General features: G+C 70.9%; 14 protein-coding genes. 4 read left to right on the forward strand and 10 right to left on the reverse strand.

The annotated features are described in order from the left end of the window. Positions 1–8 precede the first annotated feature (8 nt). Together ACFWRV_RS22110 and ggt are read right to left on the reverse strand one after the other, a co-directional pair. The gene (locus tag ACFWRV_RS22110; RefSeq protein WP_384337092.1) at positions 9–764 is read right to left on the reverse strand and encodes a glycoside hydrolase family 75 protein; all 756 of its coding nucleotides are present in this window, start codon (positions 762–764) and stop codon (positions 9–11) included. An 82-nt stretch (positions 765–846) separates the two neighbouring features. Then, positions 847–2664, reverse strand: coding sequence for a gamma-glutamyltransferase (ggt, locus tag ACFWRV_RS22115; RefSeq protein WP_384337094.1), 1818 nt, complete (start codon positions 2662–2664; stop codon positions 847–849). 105 nt (positions 2665–2769) lie between these two features. Between ggt and ACFWRV_RS22120 the strand changes: the two genes are divergently transcribed. Then, positions 2770–3513, forward strand: coding sequence for a hypothetical protein (locus ACFWRV_RS22120; protein ID WP_384337096.1), 744 nt, complete (start codon positions 2770–2772; stop codon positions 3511–3513). Between the two features lie 57 nt (positions 3514–3570). On the opposite strand, the gene murJ is transcribed toward ACFWRV_RS22120, so the two are convergent. Further along, positions 3571–5229, reverse strand: coding sequence for a murein biosynthesis integral membrane protein MurJ (murJ, locus tag ACFWRV_RS22125; RefSeq protein ID WP_384337098.1), 1659 nt, complete (start codon positions 5227–5229; stop codon positions 3571–3573). Between the two features lie 144 nt (positions 5230–5373). Between murJ and ACFWRV_RS22130 the strand changes: the two genes are divergently transcribed. Together ACFWRV_RS22130 and ACFWRV_RS22135 are read left to right on the forward strand one after the other, a co-directional pair. Next, complete coding sequence (locus ACFWRV_RS22130) at positions 5374–6579, forward strand: Ig-like domain-containing protein (protein ID WP_384337100.1); 1206 nt, start codon at positions 5374–5376, stop codon at positions 6577–6579. A 148-nt stretch (positions 6580–6727) separates the two neighbouring features. Beyond that, on the forward strand, positions 6728–8329 hold the full coding sequence (locus tag ACFWRV_RS22135; protein WP_384337102.1) for a CocE/NonD family hydrolase: 1602 nt from the start codon (positions 6728–6730) through the stop codon (positions 8327–8329). 32 nt (positions 8330–8361) lie between these two features. On the opposite strand, the gene ACFWRV_RS22140 is transcribed toward ACFWRV_RS22135, so the two are convergent. The 5 genes from ACFWRV_RS22140 to ACFWRV_RS22160 form a co-directional block, all read right to left on the reverse strand. Continuing rightward, positions 8362–9258, reverse strand: a complete 897-nt coding sequence (locus tag ACFWRV_RS22140) for an amino acid ABC transporter permease (protein WP_384337104.1) — start codon at positions 9256–9258, stop codon at positions 8362–8364. Beyond that, positions 9255–9899, reverse strand: coding sequence for an amino acid ABC transporter permease (locus tag ACFWRV_RS22145; RefSeq protein WP_384337106.1), 645 nt, complete (start codon positions 9897–9899; stop codon positions 9255–9257). The genes ACFWRV_RS22140 and ACFWRV_RS22145 overlap by 4 nt, the downstream gene beginning before the upstream one ends. 16 nt (positions 9900–9915) lie before the next feature. Beyond that, entirely contained in the window at positions 9916–10845 is a 930-nt protein-coding gene (locus ACFWRV_RS22150; protein ID WP_384337107.1) for a glutamate ABC transporter substrate-binding protein, read from the reverse strand. A 14-nt stretch (positions 10846–10859) separates the two neighbouring features. Further along, positions 10860–11603: an amino acid ABC transporter ATP-binding protein gene (locus ACFWRV_RS22155; protein WP_384337109.1), complete on the reverse strand. Its 744-nt coding sequence runs from the start codon at positions 11601–11603 to the stop codon at positions 10860–10862. A 145-nt stretch (positions 11604–11748) separates the two neighbouring features. Next, entirely contained in the window at positions 11749–12189 is a 441-nt protein-coding gene (locus ACFWRV_RS22160; RefSeq protein ID WP_384337111.1) for a DUF6278 family protein, read from the reverse strand. Between the two features lie 109 nt (positions 12190–12298). Between ACFWRV_RS22160 and ACFWRV_RS22165 the strand changes: the two genes are divergently transcribed. Then, a complete protein-coding gene (locus tag ACFWRV_RS22165; RefSeq protein ID WP_384337113.1) occupies positions 12299–13078 on the forward strand; it encodes an SDR family NAD(P)-dependent oxidoreductase in 780 nt (259 codons plus the stop codon). Positions 13079–13147: 69 nt separating this feature from the next. Here the strand turns inward: ACFWRV_RS22165 and ACFWRV_RS22170 are convergent, their stop codons facing one another. Together ACFWRV_RS22170 and ACFWRV_RS22175 are read right to left on the reverse strand one after the other, a co-directional pair. Further along, a complete protein-coding gene (locus ACFWRV_RS22170; protein WP_384337115.1) occupies positions 13148–13885 on the reverse strand; it encodes a Clp protease N-terminal domain-containing protein in 738 nt (245 codons plus the stop codon). Positions 13886–13973: 88 nt separating this feature from the next. After that, positions 13974–14753: an exodeoxyribonuclease III gene (locus ACFWRV_RS22175; protein ID WP_384337117.1), complete on the reverse strand. Its 780-nt coding sequence runs from the start codon at positions 14751–14753 to the stop codon at positions 13974–13976. Positions 14754–14790 lie beyond the last annotated feature (37 nt).

The raw sequence follows: 14790 nt of genomic DNA on the forward strand, positions 1-14790 counted from the left end.
GGGTCCCGCTAGGAACGCCCGACGAACTCCCTCGCCAGCTGCTGCCCCCGGCTCCGCGCCTTGGCGCGGCTCTCGATCGGAGAGACACGGGAGTCCTTGAAGGCGATGTACGTGACGCCGGACTCGGCGCCTCCGGTCGCCGGGTCGGGGTCGATCCCCAGCGTCTTCGCCATCGCGTACGACGCCTCCCCGATGATGTTCGTGGGGCCGGTGTCGCCGATCACGCCGTACCGCACGCGGTCGCGGTACACGACCGCCACGACGCTGCCGCCGGTGAGCCCCGACTTCCGGTAGTCCCACACCTTGCTCGGGCCCGGTACGACCACATGGGGCAGCGCGGCCGAGTCGAGGGGTTCGCCGCGGGAGCTCTGGAACGCCGTTTCCGGCAGGAAGTACGGATCGGTCTTCCGGTTGCAGGCCTTGGTCCTGCGGCCGTCGCAGTCGATGTCCATGTCCGCCTTCCAGAAGACGGCGTCCTCGGTGCCGCAGACCGGAACCGTGGCCTTCGCGCTGCCGCTGTCGGTGCGGTACCTGCCCCGGGAGACACGGGAACAGGCACGGACCTCGGCGAGCAGTTCGGCGGCGGTCACCCCGGCGGCCTCCGGCTCCTGGCCGGAGGCGCCACCGGTCCCGTTCCCGTTTCCGGTCCCGGAGCGAGACGCGGGGCCGGAGCCGGGGCCGTCGGCGGACGCGGGCAGCGCCGCCGCTCCGAGCAGAGCGGCGGCGCAGGCGGCGGATGTCAGAGGGAGCATGCGGGTGCGCATGGTGCGGAAGGACCCTTCCCGTGGACGAGGGGACCCGTGCGGGTCCTCCTGGCGACGCGTCCGGGGGCGCACCCCTCCCGCCTCAGTGCCGGCCGCCCGGATGCACCACCATGGCCGAGCCGCCGCCCCTGCGCACCTTTTCCGCCGCCGCCAGCCAGCGGCCGTCGGGCAGCCGCTGCACCCCGGTGGCGGCTCCGATCTCCGGGTTCTGCTTGAAGGCGTGGCCGAGCTTCTCCAGCTCCGCGCGGACCGGGCTGTTCCACAGCTCCGGCTCGATCTCGGTGGTCGGCGCGTTGCGCTGGCTGGCGCGCGGCGCGGCGATCGCGTCGACCAGCGGGAGCCCCCGGTCCAGGTGCCCGGTGAGCGACTGGAGCACGGTCGTGATGATCGTGGCCCCGCCCGGCGAGCCGAGCGCCAGCACCGGCTTGCCGTGCTTCAGCACGATGGTCGGGGAGATCGACGAGCGCGGCCGCTTGCCCGGTCCCGGCAGGTTCGGGTCGTGGACCGCCGGGTTGGCGGGGGCGAAGGAGAAGTCGGTCAGCTCGTTGTTGAGCAGGAAGCCGCGCCCGGGCACGGTGATGGCGCTGCCGCCGGTGGACTCGATGGTCAGGGTGTAGGCGACGACGTTGCCCCACTTGTCGGCCGCCGTCAGGTGCGTGGTGTTCTCGCCCTCGAACGTCGTCGGCGCGGCCGTGCCGCCGCGGCCGCACCGCTCGGGGTTGCGCGGGTCGCCCGGCGCCAGCGGACTGGTCAGCGCCCGGTCGTCCCGGATCAGGCACTCCCGCGCGTCCGCGAACCGCTGGCTCAGCAGCTCCTTGGTCGGCACGTCCTCGAACGCGGGGTCGCCGACCCAGCGGCCCCGGTCGGCGAACGCGATCCGGCTCGCCTCGATGAGCCGGTGGAGGTACTGGGTCCGGTCGGCCCGGGAGAGGTCGGTGGACTCCAGGATGTTCAGGGCCTCGCCGACGCTGGTGCCGCCGGAGGAGGAGGGGGCCATGCCGTAGACGTCCAGGCCCCGGTAGTTCACCTTGGTCGGGTCCTTGCGCAGGGTCCGGTAGGAGGCCAGGTCCTTGCGGGTCAGATCGCCGGGGCGGACGACCCGGGTGGCGTCCGGGTCGACGGGCGGCCTGCGGACGGTACGCACGATGTCGTCGGCCAACTCGCCCCGGTACAGCTCGTCGACGCCCTCCCGGCCGAGCTTCTCGTACGTACGCGCCAGGTCGGGGTTCTTGAACACCGAGCCGACGACGGGGAGTTCTCCGCCGGGCAGGAAGAGCTCGGCGGAGGCGGGGAAGTCGGCGAACCGGGCCTGGTTGGAGGCGGTCTGCGAGCGGAAGGTGCCGTCCACGACGAAGCCGTCGCGGGCCAGGCGTTCGGCCGGTTTCAGCAGCGTGCGCAGGGACTTGGAGCCCCAGGCGTCCAGCGCCCGCTCCCAGGTGGCCGGGGTGCCGGGCGTGCCGACGCCGAGGCCGCTGGTCACGCCCTCGTCGAACGGGATCGGCTTGCCGTTCTCCAGGAACAGGGAGGCGTCCGCGCTGCGCGGCGCGGTCTCACGGCCGTCGATCGTCCGCACCTGACGCTTCTTCGCGTCGTAGTGGACGAAGTAGCCACCGCCGCCGATGCCCGCCGAATAGGGCTCGGTCACACCGAGCGCGGCGGCGGTCGCCACGGCCGCGTCGACCGCGTTGCCGCCCTTGCGCAGCACCTCGATCCCGGCGGCCGACGCGTCCGGGTCGACACTGGCCACCGCTCCCCCATGGCCCACCGCCACCGGGGACTTGGGCGGCGCGGGGCGCGGCGTGGCGGTCGTCGTCGAGGTCGCCGGGGCGGCGGCTCCCACCGAGGCGACCACGGCGAGCACGGCCAACAGCGACGTGTTCCGACCGACGGAACGGCGCATACGTACCTCCAGTCAACGGATCTCCGCCGCAGGGTAGCCCCGGGGAGCCCGGATCGTCAGGACCGCCTCGAACGGATACCCGAATGACCGATACCATGCGCGCCCATGACGGACGACGTGCGCAACATCGTGCTGGGCGTGATAGCCGCCGGGATCAGTGCCTCGCTGGGCTGGCTCGCCCGAACGTATCTCTGGCGGCGGGGGCTCCGCCGCAAACAGGCCTTCTTCGGGCTGCCGTCGAACTCCGCATGCCTGCTGGTCGTCAACCGGTACGCGGGCGCCGAGGGATCGGTGCACCGGCACGACGCCTTCGCCCTGCTCGAACTCTCCGCGCTCATCAAGGGGTGCGGGGCGAACGCGCAGATCGTCACGCACGACACGGCCCAGCAGGGGTTCGGGGAGCGTACGGAGTTCTGCGTCGGCGGCCCGACGTCCAACCAGCGGATGGCGGCGCATCTGCGGACCCTGCTGCCCGGGGTGCGGATCAATGTCGAACAGGATCCGGGCCCGGACCGGGTGGCGTTCCAGGTCGGCTCGGAGCGCTACCGGATGGAGCCGGGGACCGCTGAGTACGTGCTGCTCGCACGGCTGACGGGCGGTCAGGAGTCCCGCCCGGTCTTTCTGTTCTGCGGGCAGCGGGCCATCACCAATCAGGCGGCCACCCGCTATGCCGCCCGCAACTACGAGAAGCTGCGCCGCAAGCACGGCAACAAGTCGTTCTGCCTGCTGCTGAAGGTCGTCAACTCCCAGGCGTACGGCCCCGATGTGGTCGAGCTGGTCGGTGACGTCACGCGCGAGGCCCAGACACCGGTGCCCAGCGCGCCCGCATCGCACCGCGCGGGCAGCTGACCGGCCTCAGGTGGGTCCGGCGGATCTCGACCGGGTCCGCCGGACCCACCCCGGCCCTCAGCGGCGCAGCCGGGCCCATCCTGCCGCCACCATCCCGGTGATCTCCGCCAGGCCCAACGGCCGGGCCGCCAGCACCACGCCGAGCAGCAGCGCAAGGGTCCCGGCGCCGGCGGCCGTCAGGTCCCCGGCGCCCTCCGTGGCGCGCGCCGCGCCGTACGCCAGGGCTCCGGCGGGCAGGCAGGCGGCGATCAGGCGGGCGTGTGCGCCGAGGGTGGGCGAGCGCAGCAGGGAACCGGCTCCGGGCCCCGAGAGCCGGCGGGACAGGACGTACCCGGTGACGGCGAACCCGGCGCAGAAGGCCACCGTGCTCGCCCCGGCCATCCCGGTGACCGCCCAGCGCGCCGGCAGCAGCAGGTAGGCGGCGGCCGAGAGGCCCGCCTGGACGGCGGCGATCACCAGGTTGAGGAGGAACGGGGTGCGGGTGTCGCTCATCGCGTAGAAGCCGCGCGAGAGGACGTACTGCCCGGAGAAGGCGATCAGCCCGGGGGCGAAGGCCATCATGATTCCGGCCATCACCGTGATGTCGGCGGGGGTGGTGCGTCCGTACCCGAAGACGGAGCCGATCACCCACGGTGCGAGCACCAGCAGGGCGGTGGCGGCGGGCACCACGACGGCGGCGCTGGTGCGCAGCGCGTACGCGACGTCGCGCCGCACCCCGGCGAGGTCACCGTCGGCCGCGGCCCGGCTCATCCGGGGCATCAGGGCGGTGACCAGCGAGACCGTGATGATGCCTTGCGGGACGACCCAGAGCTGGTAGGCGTAGCTGTACGCGGTGTAGCCCGCGCCGCCCGCGACGCCCTGCTCGACGGCGTGCTGCCCGGTGGCGGTGGAGAGCCGGGTGACGACCCAGTAGGCGAGTTGGTTGGTGAGGACCAGCAGCACCAGCCAGCCGGCCGCGCGCACGGGCCGGGTCAGTCCGCTGCCGCGCCAGTCGAAGCGGGGCCGCCAGCGGAACTTCGCGGCGCGCAGCGCGGGGATCAGGGCGAGCGTCTGCACGGCTATCCCGGCGGTGGTGCCCCAGCCCAGCAGGTGGGCGTGCGTGTCGGTGAGGATGCCGTCGGAGTTCGCGGCGACGGCGATGTAGAGGCCGAACACCCCGATGATCACGATGTTGTTGAGAACCGGGGTCCACATCATCGCGCCGAACCGGCCGCGGGCGTTCAGAACTTGGCCGAGCAGAGTGAAGAGCCCGTAGAAGAGGATCTGCGGCAGGCAGTAACGGGCCAGTGCGACGGTCAGCTCGGCCTGGCGTCCGTCGTAGTCGGTGTAGAGGCCGACGATCAGGGGCGCGGCCAGGACGGCGAGCGTGGTGAGGGCGAGGAGGCCGACGGTGCACAGGGTGAGCAGCCGGTCGGTGTAGGCGGCTCCCCCGTCGGCGTGTTCCTTGGCCGCCCGGACCAGTTCGGGGACGAAGACCGCGTTGAGCGCGCCGCCGATGAGGAGGATGTAGAGGATGTTGGGGACGGTGTTGGCGACCGTGTAACCGTCGGCGGTCAGCCCGGTGCCGAGCGCGGCGACGACGACCGCCGAGCGGACGAAGCCGGTGGCGCGCGAGACGACGGAGCCGGCCGCCATCACGGCACCGCTGCGCAGCACCGAGGCGGACCGGGGCGGGGGGTCGGTGGTGCCCGTGGTTCCGTCGACGGTCGCGCTCACTGGTGGTCTCCCGGGGGACGAGTTCTGGCCGACGGTGGAGCGTACTCCGAGCCGTGGAGTGACGTTTTTCCGGGGCGCGGAAGGAACCCGACATGAGGGAAATGCCTCTCCCCTGCTGAGCACCCCAGCCCTGGAGGTTTTTCCGTGAGTTCCGCACGCCCGCGCATCCGTCGTTCCGCCCCGGCCGGCCGGAGGGCCCGGCTCGCCGTCACCGGGCCCGCGGCGCTGCTCGCCGCCGCGCTCACCGCGTGCTCGGGCGGCTCGTCGGGCTCCGCCGAGGCCGGCGGGGACGGCAAGGCGGCCGACACCAGCGTCTCGGTGAATCTCACGGGCAGGGCGGCGGCCCCGGGCGGACCGGTGAAGGTGACGCTGGCCCGGGGGAAGCTGAAGGCGGTGTCGGTGAAGGCGGGCGAGGGCGCGCTGGCGGGGCGGATATCCGCCGACGGCCGGACCTGGACATCCGACCGGGTCGCCGCGCCGGGCACCGCGTACACGGTCGAGGCGACGGACGCGGACGGCGGCAGCGACAGCGCGGCGTTCACCACCGCCGAGGCGGAGAAGGTCAACAAGCTGTCCCTGGCGCCGGGGAAGAACACGACCGTGGGCATCGCGCAGCCGCTGTCGGTCGTCTTCGACCACCCGGTGAAGGACAAGGCGGCCGTGGAGAAGGCCCTGAAGGTCTCGACGTCCAACGACACCGAGGGCTCCTGGGGCTGGCTGCAGGACTACTCGGGCAAGGACCGCGTCGACTGGCGGCCCGAGGAGTACTGGAAGCCCGGTACGAAGGTGACGCTGGACGCGCGGCTCAACGGCGTCGACACGGGGGCGGACGGCGGCTGGTTCGTCCGCGACTACACGACGACGTTCACCGTCGGCGCGGCCCAGATCGTCAAGGTCGACCTCGACGGGCATCGCCTGGCCCTGCACCGGAACGGCGAGCAGGTCCTGGACGTCCCGATGTCGGCGGGCACCCCGGGCGGTGAGAAGGCCTCCTGGCGGGGCACGGCGGTCGTGATGTCGAAGGAGGGCACCATCAACATGCGCTCCGAGACGGTGGGCCTCGGCGACGCCTACGACAAGATGGTCGACTACTCGATGCGGCTGACCTGGTCGGGGATGTACGCGCACGCGGCGCCGTGGAACGCGGGCGTTTTCGGCCAGGCCAACCGGAGTTCGGGCTGCGTCGGGATGAGCGACGCCGATGCCGCGTCGCTGTACGGGCAGGTACGGGTGGGCGATCCGTTCGAGATGACCGGCGCGGAGGCCAAGGGCACGGTCGCCGAGGGCAACGGCTACGGCGCGTGGAACCTGTCGTGGGCCGACTGGCAGGCCAAGAGCGCCCTGAAGTGACCCGGTAGCGCCCGTTCCGTACCGGACGCACTACTGACGTCGCGTCCAACAATCGTTACCTTCGCGCAACACGCCGAGTAGTTACCAGGGGTAAACAACCGGGGTTACCGTCGGGTCACTTTGCACTGACACGCGTGAGGAGTGACCCGTGGTACGTCCGAAACCGGCACTGCGCACCACCGCTTCGATCACCACCGCCGTCGCCCTGCTCGCCGGGGGCGCGCTCGTCGCCGCGCCCGCGGCGACCGCCGCCCCCGCCCCCCTCGCCGCGCCCGCGGGCACGGCGGCCGGGGACCTGACGTTCCACGACATCCCCGGTTCTGGGGGCATCACCCTCAAGGGCAACGTCTTCACCCCGGCGGGAGCCGCGGCCGGGACGAAGCACCCCCTCATCGTCTTCCCGACGAGCTGGGCGGTGCCGCAGATCGAGTATCTCGCCCAAGCCCAGAAGCTCGCCGACTCCGGCTATGTCGTGGTGAGTTACACCTCGCGCGGCTTCTGGCGCTCCGGCGGGAAGATCGAGGTGGCGGGCCCGCCGGACATCGCGGACGCCTCCGCCGTCATCGACTGGGCGCTGGAGCACACCTCCGCCGACCCGGACCTCATCGGCATGGGCGGCGTCTCCTACGGAGCGGGCATCAGCCTGCTGGCGGCCGGCCACGACCCGCGCATCAAGGCGGTGGCCGCGCTCAGCGGCTGGGCCGATCTGATCGACTCGATCTACAGCGGCCGCACCCAGCACCTCCAGGCCGCCGCCCTGCTCGGCGGCGCGGGCCTCGTCACCGGCCGCCCCAGCGACGAACTGACGCAGACGCTTCGGGACTTCCTCGGCTCCAAGCTGGACAAGGAGCCGCAGATGATCGCCTGGGGGAAGAAGCGCTCCCCCGCGACGTACCTGGACCGGATCAACGCCAACGGCGCGGCGATCATGATGGGCAACGCCTGGGGCGACACCATCTTCCCGCCCAACCAGTACGCCTCGTTCTACGACAAGCTCACCGGCCCCAAGCGCCTGGAGTTCCGCCCCGGCGACCACGCCACCGCCGAGGCCACCGGACTGCTCGGGCTGCCCAACGACACCTGGACGAGCACCCGCCGCTGGTTCGACCGCTATCTCAAGGGCGAGCGCAACGGCATCGACACCGAGCAGCCCGTCCAGCTCAAGTCCCGCACCGACAAGGGGTACGAGGGCTACCCGGACTGGAAGTCGGTCGGCGCGCTGAAGAACCGGATCCCGCTGGACGGCACCAGGAAGGTGTGGGCCAACGTCGACTCCGGTGCGAACGGGGGCATCGCGATCCTGTCCAACGCGCTGGACCAGTTCCTGAAGCTCCCGCCCATGGTCTCCGTGCCGCTGCTGCCGCGTACGTTCGCGAGCGTGTGGCAGTCGGAGCGGTACCCCACCGAGCAGCGGATCAGGGGCACGTCCACGCTGCACACGACGGTCACCAGCACGAAGCCGAGCGGCACCCTCGTCGCCTATCTCTACGACGTGGGACCGCTCGGCGTCGGCAAGCTGGTCAGCAATGCTCCGTACACGTTCCACGGGCAGACGCCGGGCCGGCCGTTCCCCGTCGACCTGGAGCTGTACTCCACGGCCTACGACGTCCCGGCCGGTCACCGGCTCGCCCTGGTGATCGACACCGTCGATCCGCTGTACATCGAGCACAACCCGACCGGCGCGCAGCTGACCTTCTCCTCGCCCGGCACGGACCCGAGTCATCTCTCGGTCCCGCTGCGCGAGAAGTGATCACCGACTGCTGCCGGGCGGGCACTGCCCGGCTACTGCCCTCCCGGCAGCAGCGTCCCCGGTTCGGCCGGGGCCACCCCCACCGCCCTCGTCTTCGGATTGCGCCGCTGACGACGGGCCACCCACGTGGCGAACCACGAGAGCAGCATGCACATCCCGATGTAGATCGGAGAGATCACCATCACGACGGGGATGAAGGGAAGATCGTAGTCGAGATTCGACGCGATCAGCTTTCCGGCGTGGAGGAATTCCTCGTAGGTGATCAGATAGCCCAGTGAGGTGTCCTTGAGCGCGACCACCAGCTGACTGATGATGGTCGGCAGCATCGCGCGTACGGCCTGGGGGGCCAGGACGAACGTGGTGACCTGCGTCTTGCGCATCCCGAGCGCGTACGCGGCCTCGCGCTGGCCACGGTCCACGGAGTTGATCCCGGTGCGGAACACCTCCGCGAGAACGGAACCGTTGTAGAGGGTCAGCCCGGCGACGAGGGCGGGCAGCGGCTGGACCTTCAGCGCCACGAAGATGAAGAAGATCATCACCAGCACGGGCATGGCACGGAAGAACTCGACCAGCACGGTGGAGATCCAGCGCAGCACCCGGTGTTCGGACAGCCGGCCGACCGCGAGGACCGCGCCGAGCGCGAGCGAGAGGACCGCGGCGTACGCGAACGCCTTGAGGGTGTTGCCGAGCCCGCGCAGCAGCAGTTCCTGGATGCCCTTGTACTCGAAGGGCGTCCACTTCTGCGCGGTGAACTGGTCGGTGTCGAAGAGCAGGTAGACGATCCAGCCGAACAGCGCCACGATCAGGACGGTCGAGGCGATCCCGTACATCAGGTGCCGTTTGCGGGTCACCGGTCCCGGGATGTCGTAGAGCGCGGTGGCCTCGGGCAACGACGCTCGGGACGTCCTACGGGTGAGGGTCTTGGTCATCGTGCGACTCCCCAGCGCTTCTCCATCACGTTGAACACCGCACTGATGGTCAGGGTGATGATCAGGTAGCCGACGGCGATCCAGATGAAGGACCAGATGATGCTGTAGCCCAGTTCGTTGAGGGTCTTGTAGGTGCCGAGGAGTTCGGTGACGCTGAACGCCCCGGCGATCGCGGAGTTCTTCGCCAGCGCGATCAGCGTGGAGCCGACCGGCGGGATCACCGACCGGAACGCCTGCGGCAGCACCACGGTGCTCAGGGTCTGGCCGAAGTTCATGCCGAGACTGCGCGCCGCCTCGCCCTGGCCCCTGGGCACGGTGTTGATGCCGGAGCGCAGCACCTCGCAGATGAACGCCGAGGTGTAGCAGCCGAGCGCGATGACCGCGAAGACCTGGAACGGCAGGACGAGCCCGAAGCGGGGCAGGCCGAGCAGGACCGCGAAGAACAGCAGGGTCAGCGGGGTGTTGCGGAGCACGGTGACCCAGACCGTGCCCAGCACCCGGAAGGAGCCGACGGGCGCGACCCGGAAGGACGCCATCAGGAAGCCGAGGACGAGCGCCAGCGCCGAGGCGTAGACGGTCAGTTCGACGGTGCCGAGGAAGCCCTTGCCGTAGAGGGAGAAGTTCTCTGTCAGTACATCCATGGGTGGGGCCGTCCCCTCAGGTCGCCGGGTAGCGGTCGATGGGCGGCGGGGTCGGCGCGGGCGCTCCGGAGAGGCCGAGCGTCGCGTCGTACGCCTTCTTCCAGTTGCCGTCCTTCTCGTTGGCCTCCAGCGCGTCGTTGAGGGCGTTACGCAGGGCGTTGTCGCTGCGCGGTACGCCGATGCCGTACGGCTCCTCGGAGAACGGCTTGCCGACCACCTTCATCTCGTCGGGCGCCTTGGCCGCGAAGCCCAGCAGGATCGCGTCGTCGGTGGTGACGGCGTCGACCTGGAAGGTGAGCAGGTTGTCGACGCAGATGGAGTACGTGTCGTAGGCGACGAGGGTCGCCTTGGGGTAGTCGGCGGCGATGCGCTGGTAGGGCGTCGAGCCGGCCGCGGAGCAGACGGTCTTGCCCGCCAGGTCCTGGGGCCCGTTGATGTCGTTCTCGTCGGTGCGCACCAGCAGCCCCTGGCCGGCCAGGTAGTACGGGCCGGCGAAGCCGACGAGCTTCTTGCGCATGTCGTTGATGGTGTAGGTGCCGACGTAGTAGTCGATCTGGCCGTTCTGCAGGGCCGTCTCGCGGTTGGCCGAGGCGATCGTGCGGAAGCGGATCGTCTGCGGTTCGAAGCCGAGCGAGGCCGCCATCATGCGGGCGATCTCGATGTCGAAGCCGGAGTAGATCCCGCTCGCCGGGTCCTTCTCCCCCAGGTAGGGCTGGTCCTCCTTGGCGCCGACGATCAGATAGCCGCGCCGCTTCGCCTTGGTCCAGGTGCGGGAGTCGGGCAGTTCGAAGCCGGTGTCGACCTGGTACACCGGCAGGGCCTCGGCCTTCGGCCCCTTGACGGGCGGGCTGCCGTCCTTGCCGCAGCCCGCGGCGAGAGCGGCGAGCAGGAGGCCGGCCACGAGGGCGGCGGCTCTGCCCGTACGCGTGTTCCTCGTACGCAACATGGAAGCCTCCCCCCTCAGTGCTTGAGGATCTTGGACAGGAAGTCCTTGGCGCGGTCGCTCGAAGGGTTCGTGAAGAAGTCCTCCGGGGTGCGGTCCTCGACGACGCAGCCGTCGGACATGAACACGACGCGGTTGGCCGCGGAGCGGGCGAAGCCCATCTCATGGGTGACCACGACCATGGTCATGCCGTCCCGGGCGAGCTGCTGCATGACCTCCAGGACCTCGTTGATCATCTCCGGGTCGAGCGCCGAGGTGGGCTCGTCGAAGAGGAGCGCCTTGGGGTCCATGGCCAGGGCGCGGGCGATGGCCACGCGCTGCTGCTGGCCGCCGGAGAGCTGCGCGGGGAACTTGTCGGCGTGGGCGGCCAGGCCGACCCGCTCCAGCAGTTCGCGGGAGCGCTCGTCGGCCGCGTCCTTCTTGCGCTTGCGGACCTTGAGCTGCGCCAGCGAGACGTTGTCCAGCACGGTCTTGTGGGCGAAGAGGTTGAACGACTGGAAGACCATGCCGACTTCGGCGCGGAGCTGGGCCAGGCCCTTGCCCTCGGCGGGAAGGGGTCTGCCGTCGATCGTGATGATGCCGGACTCGATCGTCTCCAGCCGGTTGATCGCCCGGCACAGGGTGGATTTCCCCGAGCCGGAGGGGCCGATGACCACCACCACCTCCCCGCGGCCGACGGTGAGATTGATGTCCTGAAGTACGTGCAACTCCCCGAAGTGTTTGTTGACGTCCCTCAGTTCGATCAACGGATCGACGGCCATGCGCTGCCCTACCCACTTGTCGCTGTGTCGAGGTCAGCGCAAACTATCCATCGCGAAAAGGGACTTCGCACCCGACACGCGTAAATGGCGCAAAAGGCTTTTTTCTAGATTAGGTGAGAAGAGCGGGCCGCTCGCCGGTTCCGGCTCAGTTCTCGGCGGACTCGGCGTACACCTGGGAGAGCTCCGGGCTGCCCGCCATCGCCCAGTCGAGTCCGGCCGCGACGACGTCGATCTCCCGCCCGGAGACCAGCCGCACCACGGGCTGGCCGCTCGGCCAGACGTCCCACGCGGCGCCCGGCACGGTCCGCACGATCACGGTGCCGAGATAGAGGCCTGCGTCGTTGCCCAGCCAGGGCAGTTCCTCGGGATCGTCGCGCCAGCGGGGCGGCAGCTGGTCGAGCGCGGTCAACGAGGCGGGGCTGTCGTCCAGTTCGAGTCCGTGCTGCCCCGCCCGGACGCGCAGCAGTTCGCACTCGGCGAGCAGCTCGGCCACGCCGTCGGGGTCTGCCTCGACGGCGGCGGCGAGCGCGCCCGCGTGCGTACCACCCTGACGCTTACGCCAGTTGTCCAAGAAAGGGATGTTCATACCACTAGGGTCCCATCCCGGCCAGGTTCCGCACCACAGGGCGCGCGGCGTTCACCGATCCCCCACCCTGCCCCGGACGGGGATCCGAGCGCATATCTAAGGTGCGTACATGAGTGCACAGGCATACGTCGCGGAACTGTTCTCGCTGGAAGGCCGGGTGGCGGTGGTCACCGGAGGCAGTTCCGGCATCGGCCGGGCGATCGCCGGCGCCCTGGCCCGGGCCGGCGGACGCGTCGTCGTGGTGGCCCGCCGGGAGGCGGAGCTGAAGGCGACCGTCAACGAGCTGACCGCCGAGGGCTGCCGGGCCGCCTGGGTGAGCGCGGACCTGAGCACGCCGGAGGGGGTGCGCGCCGGAGCGGAGGGCGCCGTGGAGGCGTTCGGGGAGCCGGACATCCTGGTGAACTGCGCCGGCATCAATCTGCGCCCGCCGATGACCGAGCTCGGCGAGGACGTCTGGGACACCACGATGGCGGTGAACCTGAAGGCGCCGTTCCTGCTGGGGCAGCGCTTCGGGCCCGGCATGGCCGAGCGCGGCTACGGCCGGATCATCCACGTCACCTCGCAGCAGGCGCACCGGGCCTTCGTGAGCAGCGGCGCCTACGGGGTGTCCAAGGGCGGCCTGGAGTCGCTGACCCGCTCCCAGGCCGAGGCGTGGTCGCCGTACGGCGTCACGGTGAACAGCCTGGTGCCGGGGTTCGTGCTGACCCCGCTGAACGCGCGCCTCCAGTCGGACCCGGAGAAGGTGGCGTCGCTGGCCGCGCGCACGCTGGTCGGCCGCAACGGTCTCGCGGAGGACTTCGCGGGGGCCGCGGTGTTCCTGGCGGGGCGCTCCTCGGCGTACGTCACCGGGCAGTCGGTGTTCGTGGACGGCGGCTTCTCGGTGCACTGACGGCCGGTGTCGGTGGCGGCGGGCCCGGTGCGCCGGGCTCGCCGCCCATCGCGGGGAAACCTCGGGCTCCTACCGCCGCAGGGCCTGGGCCGCCTCGCTCACCGTCCGCTCCACCGCGGCGGACACGGCTTCCTTGTCCAGGCCGAGGCCGGTCAGCACGCCGGAGCCGTCCTCGAACTCCAGCAGGGCCAGCAGGATGTGCTCGGTGCCGACGTAGTTGTGGCCGAGCCGCAGGGCCTCGCGGAAGGTCAGCTCCAGGACCTTCTTGGAGTCCATGTCGTACGGGATCATCTCGGGCACCGCGTCCACGGCGGCGGGCAGCGCCGCGGTCGCCGCCGCCCGCAGCACGTCCGGCGTCACGCCCTGCCCGGTGAGGACGCGGGCGGCGATGGCCTCGGGCTCGGCGAGCAGGCCGAGGACCAGGTGGGCGGGGACGATCTCGGCGTGCCTGGAGGACTGGGCCTCGTTGTGGGAGGCGACCACCACGTTGCGGGCGCGGGTGGTGAAGCGGTTGAAGCCCTCGTTCGGGTCCAGGTCCGAGGAGCCCTCGCCCTTCTTGGGCACGAAGCGCTTCTGGGCGGCCTGGCGGGTGACGCCCATGCTCCGGCCGATGTCGGTCCAGGATGCTCCGGAACGCCGCGCCTGGTCCACGAAGTGGCCGATGAGATGGTCGGCCACGTCGCCGAGGTGGTCGGCGGCGAGCACCGCGCCGGAGAGCTGCTCCAGCGCGTCGTCGTTGGTCTTCTTGATGGCCTCGATCAGATCGTCGAGGCGTACGGAAGGGGTGACGGGAAGAGGCTGCGTCATGTGACAACCGTAGGTTGACACCCGAGTGGTGTCAACCTTGGGTTGTCACGTGGTTCGCGACCTCCCGCCCGCCTCCGCCCGGCCCGGCTCAGAGGTCGAGGTCGACGACCACCGGGGCGTGGTCGGACGCGCCCTTGCCCTTGCGCTCCTCGCGGTCGACGTAACTGTCCTTGACGGCGGCGGTGAAGGGGGCGTTGCCGAAGGTCAGGTCGATCCGCATGCCCTTGTTCTTGGGGAACCGCAGCTCGCGGTAGTCCCAGAAGGTGTAGGCGCGGTCGTACTTGAGGGGGCGGGGCAGCACCTCGCCCAGGCCCTCGGCCTCCAGAGCCGCGAGGGCGGCGCGCTCGGCGGGCGTCACGTGTGTGGCGCCCTCGAACAGCGCCGGGTCCCAGACGTCCTCGTCGGTCGGGGCCACGTTGAAGTCGCCCAGGACCGCGAACGGCCGGGTCCCCGCGGCGTCCCCCGCGACGGCCTTGCGCAGCGCCTCCAGCCAGCGCAGCTTGTAGGCGTAGTGCTCGTGCTCGACCTCGCGGCCGTTGGGCACGTACACCGACCAGAGGCGCAGCGGGCCGCAGGTCGCCGAGATCGCGCGGGGCTCCTGCACCCCGTCGTAGTCCGGGCCGCCGGGCAGTCCGGTGACGACGTCGTCGAGGCCGACACGGGAGAGCAGCGCGACCCCGTTCCACCGGCCGGTGGCGTTGACGGCGGATTCGTACCCCGCCTCGCGCAGGGCTTCGGCGGGGAACTGCTCCGCCGTGCACTTGGTCTCCTGGATGCACAGCACATCGGTGCCGCTGCTCTCCAGCCAGGCCAGGAGCCTCGGCAGCCGGGCGGTGATCGAATTGACGTTATAGGTGGCGATGCGCATGGCAGCCAACCTAGCGGCTCCCACTGACAGCGGCCGC

The organism is Streptomyces sp. NPDC058576, assembly GCF_042718715.1.
Classification (GTDB): domain Bacteria; phylum Actinomycetota; class Actinomycetes; order Streptomycetales; family Streptomycetaceae; genus Streptomyces.

Bases quoted from the DNA above. Each gene is read 5' to 3' on its own strand.
- ggt (WP_384337094.1), bottom strand. From the start codon at position 2,664: ATGCGCCGTTCCGTCGGTCGGAACACGTCGCTGTTGGCCGTGCTCGCC.
- ACFWRV_RS22160 (WP_384337111.1), bottom strand. From the start codon at position 12,189: ATGAACATCCCTTTCTTGGACAACTGGCGTAAGCGTCAGGGTGGTACG.
- ACFWRV_RS22150 (WP_384337107.1), bottom strand. From the start codon at position 10,845: ATGTTGCGTACGAGGAACACGCGTACGGGCAGAGCCGCCGCCCTCGTG.
- ACFWRV_RS22155 (WP_384337109.1), bottom strand. From the start codon at position 11,603: ATGGCCGTCGATCCGTTGATCGAACTGAGGGACGTCAACAAACACTTC.
- ACFWRV_RS22120 (WP_384337096.1), top strand. From the start codon at position 2,770: ATGACGGACGACGTGCGCAACATCGTGCTGGGCGTGATAGCCGCCGGG.
- ACFWRV_RS22170 (WP_384337115.1), bottom strand. From the start codon at position 13,885: ATGACGCAGCCTCTTCCCGTCACCCCTTCCGTACGCCTCGACGATCTG.
- ACFWRV_RS22145 (WP_384337106.1), bottom strand. From the start codon at position 9,899: ATGGATGTACTGACAGAGAACTTCTCCCTCTACGGCAAGGGCTTCCTC.
- ACFWRV_RS22175 (WP_384337117.1), bottom strand. From the start codon at position 14,753: ATGCGCATCGCCACCTATAACGTCAATTCGATCACCGCCCGGCTGCCG.
- ACFWRV_RS22140 (WP_384337104.1), bottom strand. From the start codon at position 9,258: ATGACCAAGACCCTCACCCGTAGGACGTCCCGAGCGTCGTTGCCCGAG.
- ACFWRV_RS22110 (WP_384337092.1), bottom strand. From the start codon at position 764: ATGCGCACCCGCATGCTCCCTCTGACATCCGCCGCCTGCGCCGCCGCT.
- ACFWRV_RS22165 (WP_384337113.1), top strand. From the start codon at position 12,299: ATGAGTGCACAGGCATACGTCGCGGAACTGTTCTCGCTGGAAGGCCGG.